The organism is Streptomyces africanus, from assembly GCF_030816955.1.
In the GTDB taxonomy this organism is placed as follows: Bacteria; Actinomycetota; Actinomycetes; order Streptomycetales; family Streptomycetaceae; genus Streptomyces; species Streptomyces africanus.
Genome location: NZ_JAUSYP010000001.1, coordinates 6,057,078 through 6,069,898, shown reverse-complemented (window position 1 = coordinate 6,069,898; position 12,821 = coordinate 6,057,078). Strand labels below are relative to the sequence as shown.

Sequence of the window (12,821 nt, the reverse complement as noted above, 5' to 3'; positions counted from 1 at the left end):
CCGCCGCGTGGGCGCGACAAGCCCCCACGCACCGCAGACAACACTCAACGCATCAACAACCCCGCAGCCTCCACCAACTCCTCAGAGGGACCGGCCACAAGCCCCAACTCCGCGCTCGAAGCCAACAGCCGATGCGCGGGAAGGATCCGCACCGTATACCCAAAAGGTCCGGTGCGATCCAGAGACAAGGGCCCCTCATAAACCCAGCGCCCGTCCTGATCGGGGGACCCGGCCGGCTTCAACGGAACGACCGCCGCGTCAGCGATATGGTCCTCCTCGTCCACCCGCCCCGAAACGGCCTGCACCTCCACGTCATCAGGCCCGAGCTCCCCGAGCCCCACCCGCACCCGCAACCCCAGCGTCGTACCGAGCTCCGCCAGCGCCCGCAGCCGCGGACGTCTCCACATGGTCGACGGTGACCCCCGGCCACGCCGCCCGCACCCGGCCCTTCCACTCGGCGAGCTCCCGCGCCGCGTCCGGACCCATGGAACGGTGGGCGAGCGCGGCCGGCAGGTAGAGCCGCTCGACGTACTCGCGGACCATGCGCCCGGCCAGCACCTTCGGCCCGAGCAGGCTCAGGGTCTGGCGGACCATCTCGATCCAGCGGTCGGGCAGCCCGCTCTGTCCGCCGCGTTCGTAGAAGCTCGGCGTCACCCGCTGCTCCAGCAGGTCGTACAGCGCCGCGGCCTCTATGTCGTCGCGGTGGTCCGGGTCGGTCCCCACCCCGTCGGCCGTGGGGATGGCCCAGCCGAAGTCCGGCTGGAACCACTCGTCCCACCAGCCGTCCAGGACGGACAGATTCAGACAGCCGTTGAGGGCCGCCTTCATCCCGGACGTGCCGCAGGCCTCCAGCGGGCGAAGGGGATTGTTCAGCCAGATGTCGCACCCCGGGTACAGCTTCTGCGCCATCCCCATGCCGTAGTCCGGCAGGAACACGATCCGGTGCCGTACCCGCGGATCGTCCGCGAACCGCACCAGTTCCTGCACCAGCCGCTTCCCGCCGTCGTCCGCGGGGTGGGCCTTGCCGGCCACGACGATCTGGACCGGCCGCTCGGGATGCAGCAGCAGGTCCATCAGCCGGTCGCGGTCGCGCAGCATCAGCGTCAGGCGCTTGTACGACGGGACGCGCCGCGCGAAGCCGATGGTGAGGACGTCCGGGTCGAGCACGCCGTCGATCCAGCCCAGCTCGGCCGTGCCGGCGCCGCGCTGCCGCCAGGAGGCCCGCAGCCGCTCCCGCACCTCCGTCACGAGCTGCTCGCGCAAGCCCCGCCGCAGCTCCCAGATCTCCTGGTCGGGGATGTCCGCCACCGCGTCCCAGCGATCCGAGCCGCCGACGGTCAGGGCGTCCTCGGCGCGGTGGACGCCGATCTGCCGGGCGCCGAGCCGGAACACCTCGGGGGCGACCCAGGTGGGTGCGTGCACCCCGTTGGTCACGGAGGTGATCGGCACCTCGTCGGCGTCGAATCCGGGCCACAGGCCGGAGAACATCTCGCGGCTGACGTTGCCGTGCAGCAGGGAGACGCCGTTGGCGCGCTGGGCCAGGCGCAGGCCCATCACGGCCATGTTGAACAGGTTGGGCTCGCCGCCGGGGTAGGTCTCCATGCCGAGCTTGAGGACGCGCTCGACGTCGATGCGGGGCAGCTCGGCGTCGGGGCCGAAGTGGCGGGCGACCAGCTCGCGGTCGAAGCGGTCGATGCCGGCCGGGACGGGGGTGTGGGTGGTGAAGACGGTCCCGGCGCGGACCGCCTCCAGCGCCGAGTCGAAGTCCAGGCCCTCGGCGCAGAGCTCGGCGATCCGCTCCAGGCCGAGGAACCCGGCGTGTCCCTCGTTCGTGTGGAAGACCTCCGGCGCGGGGTGCCCGGTCAGCCGGCAGTACGTGCGCACCGCCCGGACCCCTCCTATGCCGAGCAGCATCTCCTGGAGCAGCCGGTGCTCGCTGCCACCGCCGTAGAGCCGGTCGGTCACGCCGCGCTCGCCGAGGTCGTTCTCCTCGACGTCCGAGTCCAGCATCAGCAGCGGGACCCGGCCGACCTGCGCCAGCCAGATCCGGGCGTGCAGCCGCCTGCCGCCGGGCAGGGCGAGGGCGACCTGGGCGGGGGTGCCGTCGGGCTCCTCCAGGAGGACCACGGGCAGCTCGTGGGGGTCGAGGACGGGGTAGTGCTCCTGCTGCCAGCCGTCCCGGGACAGGGTCTGGCGGAAGTAGCCGTGGCGGTAGAGCAGGCCGACGCCGATCAGCGGGACACCGAGGTCGCTGGCGGCCTTCAGATGGTCGCCGGCGAGGATGCCGAGGCCGCCGGAGTACTGGGGCAGGGCGGCCGTGATGCCGAACTCGGGCGAGAAGTAGGCGATCGCGGCGGGGAGTTCGTCGGGCTGGGCCTGGTACCAGCGCTCACCGGTCAGGTAGTCGTTCAGATCGCCCGCGACGGCGGCGAGGCGGCGCAGGAAGCGGCGGTCTGTGGCCAGGTCCGCGAGCCGCGCGGGCGGCACGCTGCCCAGCAGCCGGACCGGGTCGCCGCCCGAGGCGGCCCAGCGCTCGGGATCGACGGACTGGAACAGGTCACGGGTCTCCGCATGCCACGACCAGCGCAGATTGCGGGCCAGATCACTGAGCGGCCGGAGGGGTTCGGGGAGAACGGGTCGGACGGTGAATCGACGGATCGCCTTCACGGGTTCCACCTCGGCGCGTTGGCGGGATGACGCAGGGTTCTGACACACGGCTTCATCGGCGTCACCTACGACAGTACCGGCGTCGGTGCCGCAGCCGCTGAAGCTCCGCCTCCCGACGCTCGATCGGCCGGAACCGGCCCATCCAGGGATATGGCCGATTCCGCCCCCATAGGCGTCCTTGTGGCACTTCACGCGTCACGAGAGGCTGCCCCTGGCGTACCGGCCCGCGCCTGTTCGTACGCGGTGTCGCGCGGCAGCCGTACGCCGAGTCGAGGAGGGGAACTCGAACCATGGCACGGACGCGCACACGGCGTCTGCGCTGGACGGGGGGCCTGGCGGCGGCGATCTGTGCCGCGGCGTTTTCGGCCATCACCCTGCCCGCGCACGCCGTACCGGAGGGGCGGATACTCGGCGCCGGACAACCCGGCTCCGTGCACGGAAGTTACCTGGTGACACTGAAGGAGGGCACACGGGCTCCGTCGGCGGCCGGAAAGGCCCTCGCCGAGAAGTACGGGGTGCGCATCAGCCACACGTACGGCACCGTCCTGAACGGCTACGCGATCAGGACCGACGAGAGACGGGCCGGGCGGCTCGCCGCCGACCCCCGGGTCGCCTCGGTCGTCCAGGACACCCGTGTGCGGCTGGAGCACACACAGCCCGGGCCGCCCTCCTGGGGGCTGGACCGCGTCGACCAGCCGGGGCTGCCGCTGGACCGGAGCTACACCTGGCCCGAGTCGGCGGGCGCCGGGGTGTCCGTGTACGTGATCGACACCGGCGTCCGGACCACGCACCGGGACTTCGGCGGCCGGGCGAGCCACGGCTGGGACTTCGTCGGGAACGACAGGGTCGCCTCGGACGCCAACGGCCACGGCACGCACGTCGCCGGCACGGTCGCCGGGAGGACCCACGGTGTCGCCAAGCGGGCCCGCGTCGTCTCCGTGCGCGTCCTCGACGCGGCGGGGGCGGGCACCACGGCCCGGGTGATCGCCGGGATCGACTGGGTGACCCGGCACGCGGAGAAGCCCGCCGTCGCCAACCTCAGCCTGGGCGGCCCGCGCAACGAGCGGCTGGACGCCGCCGTCCGCGCCTCCATCGCCTCCGGCGTCACCTACACGGTCGCCGCGGGCAACGACGGCAGGCCGGCCGGCCTGTACTCCCCGGGGAGCGTCGAGCAGGCGCTCACGGTCGGCGCGACCGACCGGAGGGATGCGAAACCGGCCTTCTCCAACCACGGTCCGGCCCTCGATCTGTTCGCGCCGGGCGTGGACATCACCTCGGCGTCGGCCGCGAGCGACACCGCGCGGGTCGCCTTCTCGGGTACCTCGATGGCGGCACCGCACGCCGCCGGCGCGGCCGCGCTGTATCTGGCCGATCATCCGAAAGCGGCTCCGGCCCAGGTCACAAGGGTCCTGACGGAAGGAGCGGCGACCGGGAAGATATCCGGCCGGGGTCCCGGTTCGCCGGACAAGTTACTGCGGGTGCCGCACGGCTAGGGCGAAGGAGCAGCCACGCGCAGGGGCCGGCCTCGTCCGTCACGGACGAGGCCGGTCTTGTGTGTCGACATACGCGTGAGTAGTTAACAAAGTGCCGGATTGCCCACCCGAATAGGGTGGGAAGGCTCCTCCGGGTACCCCTCTCAGGAGCACCATGCAGGACCCACCTCCCCACATACATCCGCCTACCCACGTTGACGCGGACAGGAGCGGTCATGCCCGCCAAGCACCACTCGTCACCACCCCCCACCCGCCGCACCGGGGCGCGCGCGCCCGGCGGCGAGTCCCGACCCGCGCGCCCGGCCGACGCCGGTCCGCAGGTCCCGCAGCCACCCCCCGTGGGCGACGCGACCGCCGTCGGGCGCATACCCGTGCTCGACGTCCGCCCGGTCGTCCAGCGCGGACGCCGGCCGGCCAAGGCCGTGACCGGCGAGACCTTCGAGATCTCGGCGACCGTGTTCCGGGAGGGGCACGACGCGGTCGCCGCCAATGCCGTCCTGAGGGATCCGCAGGGCCGCCCCGGCCCGTGGACGCCGATGCGTGAGCTGGCTCCGGGGACGGACCGGTGGGGCGCCGAGGTCACCGCCGGGGAGCCCGGCCTGTGGTCGTTCACCGTGGAGGCGTGGGGCGATCCGGTCAGCACCTGGCGCCATCACGCGCAGATCAAGATCCCGGCCGGCATGGACACGGACGTCGTGCTGGAGGAGGGCGCGCGGCTGTACGAGAGGGCGGCCGCCGGTGTGCCCGAGGAGGAGGGCCGCCGGGACGTGATCCTCGCGGCCGTCGCCGCCCTGCGGGACGAGAACCGCCCGGCGGCGGCGCGGCTGGCGGCGGCGCTGACGCCGGAGGTGGACGAGGTTTTGGCCCGCCATCCCCTGCGGGACCTGGTCACGACCTCCGAGCCGCTGCCCCTGCTCGTGGAGCGGGAGCGGGCCCTGTACGGCTCCTGGTACGAGTTCTTCCCGCGTTCGGAGGGCACCCGGCAGCAGCCGCACGGCACGTTCCGCTCCGCCGCCCGCCGGCTGCCGGCGATCGCGGCGATGGGCTTCGACGTGGTCTACCTGCCCCCCATCCACCCCATCGGCACGACCTTCCGCAAGGGTAAGAACAACACCCTCTCCCCCGGCCCCGACGACGTCGGCGTGCCCTGGGCGATCGGCTCGCCCGAGGGCGGCCACGACGCCGTCCACCCCCAGCTCGGCACCCTGGACGACTTCGTCTGGTTCGTGGACCGGGCCCGGGATCTGGGGCTGGAGATCGCGCTGGACTTCGCCCTGCAGTGCTCCCCGGACCACCCCTGGGTACAGAAGCACCCCGAGTGGTTCCACCACCGCCCGGACGGCACCATCGCCTACGCGGAGAACCCGCCGAAGAAGTACCAGGACATCTATCCCATCGCCTTCGACGCCGACATGGACGGCCTGATCGCCGAGACCTGCCGGGTGCTGCGGCACTGGATGGACGCCGGGGTGCGGATCTTCCGGGTGGACAACCCGCACACCAAGCCGGTCGTCTTCTGGGAGCGGGTCATCGCGGACATCAACCGCACCGACCCCGACGTGATCTTCCTTGCCGAGGCGTTCACCCGGCCCGCGATGATGCACACCCTGGCCCAGATCGGCTTCCAGCAGTCCTACACGTACTTCACCTGGCGCAACACCAAGCAGGAGCTGACCGAGTACCTCACGGAGCTGTCGGGCGAGGCCGCCTCCTACATGCGGCCGAACTTCTTCGCCAACACCCCCGACATCCTGCACGCCTACCTCCAGCACGGCGGCCGTCCCGCCTTCGAGGTCCGCGCCGTCCTCGCCGCGACCCTGTCGCCGACCTGGGGCATCTACTCCGGCTACGAGCTGTGTGAGAACACCCCGCTCAGGGAGGGCGGCGAGGAGTACCTCGACTCGGAGAAGTACCAGCTCAGGCACCGCGACTGGGAAGCCGCCGAACGCGAGGGCCGCACCATCACCCCGCTGCTGACCAGGCTCAACACCATCCGCCGCGAGAACCCGGCCCTCCAGCAGCTGCGCGACCTCCATTTCCACCAAGCGGACCAGGAGGCGGTGATCGCCTACTCGAAGCGGCAGGGTTCGAACACGGTTCTGGTGGTCGCCAACCTCGACCCCCACCACACCCAGGAGGCCACGGTCTCGTTGGACATGCCGCAACTCGGCCTGGACTGGCACGAGTCGGTGCCGGTGCGCGACGAGCTCACCGGCGAGACCTACCACTGGGGCAGGGCCAACTATGTGCGCCTCGAACCGGGCCATAGGCCCGCGCATGTCTTCTCGGTTCTGCGACCGTCCACCCCGCAGATCGGAGGGTCACCCACAACATGATCGTCAACGAACCCGTGCCGGACACCTTCGAGGACACTCCCGCCAGGGACCGGGACCCGGAGTGGTTCAAGCGCGCCGTCTTCTACGAGGTGCTCGTCCGCTCGTTCCAGGACAGCAACGGTGACGGCGTCGGTGACCTGAAGGGCCTGACCGCAAAGCTCGACTACCTCCAGTGGCTCGGCGTCGACTGCCTGTGGCTGCCACCGTTCTTCAAGTCCCCGCTCCGGGACGGCGGCTACGACGTCTCCGACTACACCGCCGTGCTGCCGGAGTTCGGTGACCTGGCCGACTTCGTGGAGTTCGTCGACGCCGCCCACCAGCGCGGCATGCGCGTGATCATCGACTTCGTCATGAACCACACCAGTGACCAGCACCCGTGGTTCCAGGAGTCGCGCAAGGACCCCGACGGCCCCTACGGCGACTACTACGTGTGGGCCGACGACGACAAGCAGTACCAGGACGCCCGGATCATCTTCGTCGACACCGAGGCCTCGAACTGGACCTACGACCCGGTCCGCAAGCAGTACTACTGGCACCGTTTCTTCTCCCACCAGCCGGACCTCAACTACGAGAACCCGGCCGTGCAGGAGGAGATGATCTCCGCGCTGAAGTTCTGGCTGGACCTCGGCATCGACGGCTTCCGGCTGGACGCGGTGCCGTACCTGTACCAGGAGGAGGGCACCAACTGCGAGAACCTGCCCGCCACGCACTCCTTCCTGAAGCGGGTGCGCAAGGAGATCGACGCGCAGTACCCGGACACGGTGCTGCTGGCGGAGGCCAACCAGTGGCCCGAGGACGTCGTCGACTACTTCGGCGACTATCCGAGCGGCGGCGACGAGTGCCACATGGCGTTCCACTTCCCGGTCATGCCGCGCATCTTCATGGCCGTACGACGGGAATCCCGCTACCCGGTCTCCGAGATCCTGGCCAAGACCCCGGCCATCCCCTCGGGCTGCCAGTGGGGCATCTTCCTGCGCAACCACGACGAGCTCACGCTCGAGATGGTCACCGACGAAGAGCGCGACTACATGTGGGCCGAGTACGCCAAGGACCCACGGATGCGCGCCAACATCGGCATCCGGCGCCGTCTCGCCCCGCTGCTGGACAACGACCGCAACCAGATCGAGCTGTTCACGGCCCTGCTGCTGTCGCTGCCGGGCTCGCCGATCCTGTACTACGGCGACGAGATCGGCATGGGCGACAACATCTGGCTCGGCGACCGGGACGCGGTGCGCACACCGATGCAGTGGACGCCGGACCGCAACGCCGGGTTCTCCACCTGCGACCCGGGCCGCCTCTACCTGCCGGCGATCATGGACCCGGTCTACGGCCACCAGGTCACCAACGTCGAGGCGTCCATGGCCTCGCCGTCGTCGCTGCTGCACTGGACCCGCCGCATGATCGAGATCCGCAAGCAGAACCCGGCCTTCGGTCTGGGCTCGTACACCGAGCTGCCGTCGACGAACCCGGCGGTGCTGGCGTTCCTGCGGGAGTACGAGGACGACCTGGTGCTGTGCGTGAACAACTTCTCGCGGTTCGCGCAGCCCACGGAGCTGGATCTGAGCGCCTTCGAGGGGCGGCACCCGGTGGAGTTGTTCGGCGGGGTCCGTTTCCCGGCGATCGGCGAGCTGCCGTATCTGCTGACCCTCGGGGGCCACGGCTTCTACTGGTTCCGGCTCCGCAGGGATACCTTGTGAGGCCTGAGTCGGCCTGACGAGGCCCTGAATCACGGGGCGGGCCGCAAACCCCCGGGGCGGGGCGTTTCTCCCGCCCCGCCCGGGGCACGCATCAGTAACACCCCGCCCATCCGCGTGAGCCGGAGGGGCGCCGCCGGCACCTGCTGAAGGCCCCGGAGGCGCACCAATCATGGGTGAAAGGACGCGACGCCATGTCGGAAGCCGTCACACGCACCGTCACCGCCCCGCCCGGCCTTCTTGCCTCCCTCGATCCGCTGCTGCGGGAGTGGCTTCCGCGACAGCGCTGGTTCGCGGGCAAGGGACGTCCGGTCACCGGATTCACGCTGGTCGAGGCCACCGAGCTGCTCCCTGCCAACGGCAAGCTCGGCCTGTACCACCTGCTCGTGCGCGCCCACCAGCCGTCCGTACCGTCGCACGGCGCGCCCGGCCACCCCGGCGACTGCTACCAGCTGCTGATAGGCGCGCGCGAGGCGCTGCCGCCTCGGCTGGCGCCCGCGCTGATCGGACACCTGTCGACGGGGCCGCTGGCCGGCCGGACGGTCTATGACGCCCTGCACGACGCCCGGCCCGCCGAACTGCTCCTGGAGGCGCTGCGCACCCAGGCCCGGATCGGCGGGCTCCGTTTCGAGCGGGACCTCGACCAGGACATCCGGTCCGGTCTGGTCCCGCGCGTGGTGACCGCCGAGCAGTCCAACTCGTCGATCGTCTACGGCGATACGTTCATCCTGAAGCTGTTGCGGCGGATCGTGCCCGGGGTCAACCCGGACCTGGAGCTGCCGCTGGCGCTGGCCCGCGAGGGCTGCCCCCGGGTGCCCGCGCCGACGGCCTGGATGGTCGCGGACGTCGACCCCACGGCGGACCCGGTGCTCTCGACGGGCCCGGCCGACCTGGCCGGCCAGCCGTATGTGCTGGGGGTGCTCCAGCCGTTCGTGCAGGGCGCCTCCGACGGCTGGGAGCTGGCGCTGCGCGAACTGGCCAAGGGCGAGGACTTCGGCGCCGAGGCGCGGGCGCTGGGCCGGGCCACCGCCGAGGTGCACACCACGCTGGCCCAGGCACTGCCGACGGTCACGCTCGGTCACATGCAGCTCCGGCTCATGGTGGACGGCATGATCGAGCGGCTGGAGGCGGCCGTCCAGGCGGTGCCCGCGCTGCGGCCGTACGCCGGCGGGCTGCGGTCGGCGTTCACGGCACTGGGCGACCTGGCCGCCGAGGGCCGCACCTGGACCGCGCAGCGCGTGCACGGCGATCTGCACCTCGGGCAGTGCCTGCGCTCGCCGGCCGGCGAGTGGTGGCTGATCGACTTCGAGGGCGAGCCGGCCCGGCCGCTGGCCGAGCGGCGCATGCCGCAGCCGGCGGTGCGGGACGTCGCCGGCATGCTGCGGTCCTTCGACTACGCGGCACGCTCGGCCGATCCGCCCCAGCCGGACTGGGCCGAGACCTGCCGGTCCGCGTACTGCTCCGGGTACGCGGAGGCCTCCGGCCTCGATCCGCGCACCGACCCGGTGCTGCTGCGCGCCTATGAAACGGACAAGGCGATCTACGAGGTGGTGTACGAGGCCCGGCACCGCCCCGACTGGCTGCCGGTGCCCCTGGCCGCCATAGACCGGCTCGCCTCGACCGGCCACCTGACCTGACCCGACCTGACTGACCCACCTGCGTCCTGGAGGCTCCGCCCGTGACCCCCCGCCCTGAGTCCAGCGGTTCCCGTCCCAAGGGGACGGCAGGGGAGAAGATCCCCGAGCAGCCCACGGCCGCCCAGAAGAAGAGTGCCGCGAAGAAGACGTCGGTGCCGAAACAGGCGGCGGCCAAGAAGGCGACGGCCCCCGCGAAGAAGGCCGCCGCCAAGAAGACGCCCGCCGCGCGGCCACCCGCGACGAAGGCCACGGCCAAGAAGGCGGCCCCGGCGAAGACGACCGCGAAGAAGGCCGTAGAGAAGAAGGCAGTTGCGAAGAAGGCCGTCGCGAAGAAGGCGGGTGCCGAGAAGACGACCGCGACGAAGACGACCGCGACGAAGGCCGCTGCCGAGAAGACGACCGCGACCAAGACGACGGCGAAGAAGGCCACCCCCCAGAAGGCCACCGCCGCCAAGGCGACGGCCACGAAGGCGGTTGCCAAGAAGGCGACGGCCAAGAAGACGGTCGCCAAGAAGGCCACGACGGCGAAGGCGGCGGCCACCAAGGCCACGGCCACGAAGGCCACCGCCGCCAAGACCACCGGGACCAAGGCCACCGCCGCCAAGCCACCCGCGAAGAAAGCCCCCACGAAGAAGGCTCCCGCCAAGAAGGCGACCACCAAGAAAGCCACGACCAAGAAAGCCACAGTCGCGAAAGCCACCGCCGGGAGCACCACCGCCGCCCCGGCCCAGACGCTTCCGCCGGAGATGGAGGTCGCCGTCTCGCCCGCCGTCGGCGCGGCCGACCGGGAGCGGCTGCTCAACGGCACGCATCACAACCCGCATTCCGTGCTCGGCGCCCACCCCGCGCCCGGCGGGATCGCGTTCCGGGCGTTCCGGCCGTACGCCCTGTCGGTGACCGTCGTCGTCGGCGAGGTGCGGGCGGAGCTGGACGACGACGGGGAGGGGTTCTTCTCCGGGCTGCTGCCGCTGCGGGAGGTCCCGGAGTACCGGCTGCTCGTGGAGTACGAGGGGACGGTCCTGGACACCGAGGACGCCTACCGTTTCCTGCCCACGCTGGGCGACCTCGACCTGCACCTGATCGGCGAGGGCCGGCACGAGCAGCTGTGGACGGCGCTGGGCGCGCACCCGATGACCCACCAGGGCGTGACCGGCACCCGGTTCGCGGTGTGGGCGCCGAACGCGCTCGGCGTGCGCGTGGCCGGCACCTTCAACTTCTGGGACGGCACCGGCCACGTCATGCGCTCGCTCGGCTCGTCGGGCGTGTGGGAGCTGTTCCTGCCGGACATCGGCGAGGGCGAGCTGTACAAGTTCGAGATCACCCGCCCCGACGGTTCGAAGACGCTGCGTGCCGACCCGATGGCCCGCCGCACGGAGGTGCCGCCCGCGACCTCGTCGGTCATCACGTCCTCGGAGTACGAGTGGGGTGACGACGCGTGGCTGGCCCGCCGTGCCGAAGCCCCGGCGCACGAGGCGCCCTTCTCGGTGTACGAGGTGCATCTGCCGTCCTGGCGGCCGGGGCTGACGTATCGTCAACTGGCCGAGCAGCTCCCGGCGTACGTGAAGAACCTGGGCTTCACGCACGTCGAGCTGATGCCGGTCGCCGAGCATCCGTTCGGCGGCTCCTGGGGCTACCAGGTGACCGGCTTCTACGCGCCGACGGCCCGGCTGGGCACGCCCGACGACTTCCGGTACCTGGTGGACTCGCTGCACCGGGCCGGGATCGGGGTGCTGATGGACTGGGTGCCGGCGCACTTCCCGCGCGACGACTGGGCGCTGGCCGAGTTCGACGGCCGGCCCCTGTACGAGCACGCGGATCCGCTGCGGGCCGCGCACCCCGACTGGGGCACGCTGGAGTTCGACTACGGCCGCAACGAGGTGCGCAACTTCCTCGTCGCGAACGCCCTGTACTGGTGCGAGGAGTTCCACATCGACGGGCTGCGCGTGGACGCGGTGGCGTCGATGCTCTACCTCGACTACTCGCGCGAGCCGGGCCAGTGGACGCCCAACGAGCACGGCGGCCGGGAGAACCTGGACGCGGTGGCGTTCCTGCAGGAGATGAACGCGACGGTGTACCGCAGGGTGCCCGGTGTCGTCACGATCGCCGAGGAGTCGACCGCCTGGGACGGCGTCACCCGGGCCACCCACCACCAGGGCCCGAGCGGCTTCGGCGGGCTCGGGTTCGGGCTGAAGTGGAACATGGGCTGGATGCACGACACGCTCCAGTACATGAGCCACGAGCCGGTGTACCGCAAGTACCACCACCACGAGATGACCTTCTCGATGGTGTACGCGTACAGCGAGAACTACGTCCTGCCGATCTCCCACGACGAGGTGGTGCACGGCAAGCGTTCGCTGGTGTCGAAGATGCCGGGCGACTGGTGGCAGCAGCGCGCGGGCCACCGGGCGTACCTCGGCTTCATGTGGGCCCACCCCGGCAAGCAGCTGCTGTTCATGGGGCAGGAGTTCGCGCAGGGCGCCGAGTGGTCCGAGGCGCACGGCCCCGACTGGTGGCTCCTCGATCCGGGCTACGGGGCCGAGGCCGAGCACCGGGGCGTGCGGGACCTGGTCCGCGACCTCAACACGGTCTACCGCGCGACCCCGGCGCTGTGGCGGCTCGACACGGACCCGGCCGGTTTCGAGTGGGTGGTCGGGGACGCCGCCGACGACAACGTCCTGGCGTTCCTGCGGCTGGACCCGGAGGGCACGCCGGTCCTGTCGGTGTCGAACTTCGCGCCGGTCGTCCGCCAGGACTACCGCCTGGGCGTGCCCGAGGACGTCCCGGCCTGGCACGAGACCGTCAACACCGACGCCGCGCGCTACGGCGGCAGCGACGTCACCAACCCCGACCCGGTCAAGCCGGAGGCCCAGCCCTGGCACGGCCGCCCGGCGAGCATCCGGCTGACGCTGCCGCCGCTGTCGACGGTGTGGCTGCGCCCGGCGTAGACGGCCTGTGGCACCGCTGTGACGGGAGGGGTGGCTTCCGTCACAGCGG

The 12,821-nt window shown here is 71.3% G+C and carries 5 protein-coding genes and 1 pseudogene; 5 read left to right on the top strand and 1 reads right to left on the bottom strand.

Annotation, left to right across the window (positions count from 1 at the left end):
* Positions 1 to 44 precede the first annotated feature (44 nt).
* A pseudogene (locus tag QF034_RS28335) lies at positions 45 to 2,667 on the bottom strand (glycosyltransferase family 1 protein).
* A gap of 290 nt (positions 2,668 to 2,957) precedes the next feature.
* Here QF034_RS28335 and QF034_RS28330 point away from each other — a divergent pair.
* The 5 genes from QF034_RS28330 to glgB all read left to right on the top strand — a co-directional run bounded on the left by QF034_RS28330 (position 2,958) and on the right by glgB (position 12,772).
* Positions 2,958 to 4,160: a S8 family peptidase gene (locus QF034_RS28330; protein WP_307177570.1), complete on the top strand. Its 1,203-nt coding sequence runs from the start codon at positions 2,958 to 2,960 to the stop codon at positions 4,158 to 4,160.
* Between the two features lie 215 nt (positions 4,161 to 4,375).
* Positions 4,376 to 6,496, top strand: a complete 2,121-nt coding sequence (locus QF034_RS28325) for an alpha-1,4-glucan--maltose-1-phosphate maltosyltransferase (protein WP_307177569.1) — start codon at positions 4,376 to 4,378, stop codon at positions 6,494 to 6,496.
* Complete coding sequence (gene treS / locus QF034_RS28320; protein WP_307177568.1) at positions 6,493 to 8,193, top strand: maltose alpha-D-glucosyltransferase; 1,701 nt, start codon at positions 6,493 to 6,495, stop codon at positions 8,191 to 8,193. Before QF034_RS28325 ends, treS begins: the two co-directional genes overlap by 4 nt.
* Before the next feature lie 191 nt (positions 8,194 to 8,384).
* A complete protein-coding gene (locus tag QF034_RS28315) occupies positions 8,385 to 9,827 on the top strand; it encodes a maltokinase N-terminal cap-like domain-containing protein (protein ID WP_307177567.1) in 1,443 nt (480 codons plus the stop codon).
* Positions 9,828 to 9,868: 41 nt separating this feature from the next.
* Complete coding sequence (gene glgB / locus QF034_RS28310; RefSeq protein ID WP_307177566.1) at positions 9,869 to 12,772, top strand: 1,4-alpha-glucan branching enzyme; 2,904 nt, start codon at positions 9,869 to 9,871, stop codon at positions 12,770 to 12,772.
* Positions 12,773 to 12,821 lie beyond the last annotated feature (49 nt).

What these genes read in the sequence shown, in the direction of transcription:
- QF034_RS28330 (WP_307177570.1), top strand. Translation starts at nt 2,958, where the DNA reads ATGGCACGGACGCGCACACGGCGTCTGCGCTGGACGGGGGGCCTGGCG.
- QF034_RS28315 (WP_307177567.1), top strand. Translation starts at nt 8,385, where the DNA reads ATGTCGGAAGCCGTCACACGCACCGTCACCGCCCCGCCCGGCCTTCTT.
- QF034_RS28325 (WP_307177569.1), top strand. Translation starts at nt 4,376, where the DNA reads ATGCCCGCCAAGCACCACTCGTCACCACCCCCCACCCGCCGCACCGGG.
- treS (WP_307177568.1), top strand. Translation starts at nt 6,493, where the DNA reads ATGATCGTCAACGAACCCGTGCCGGACACCTTCGAGGACACTCCCGCC.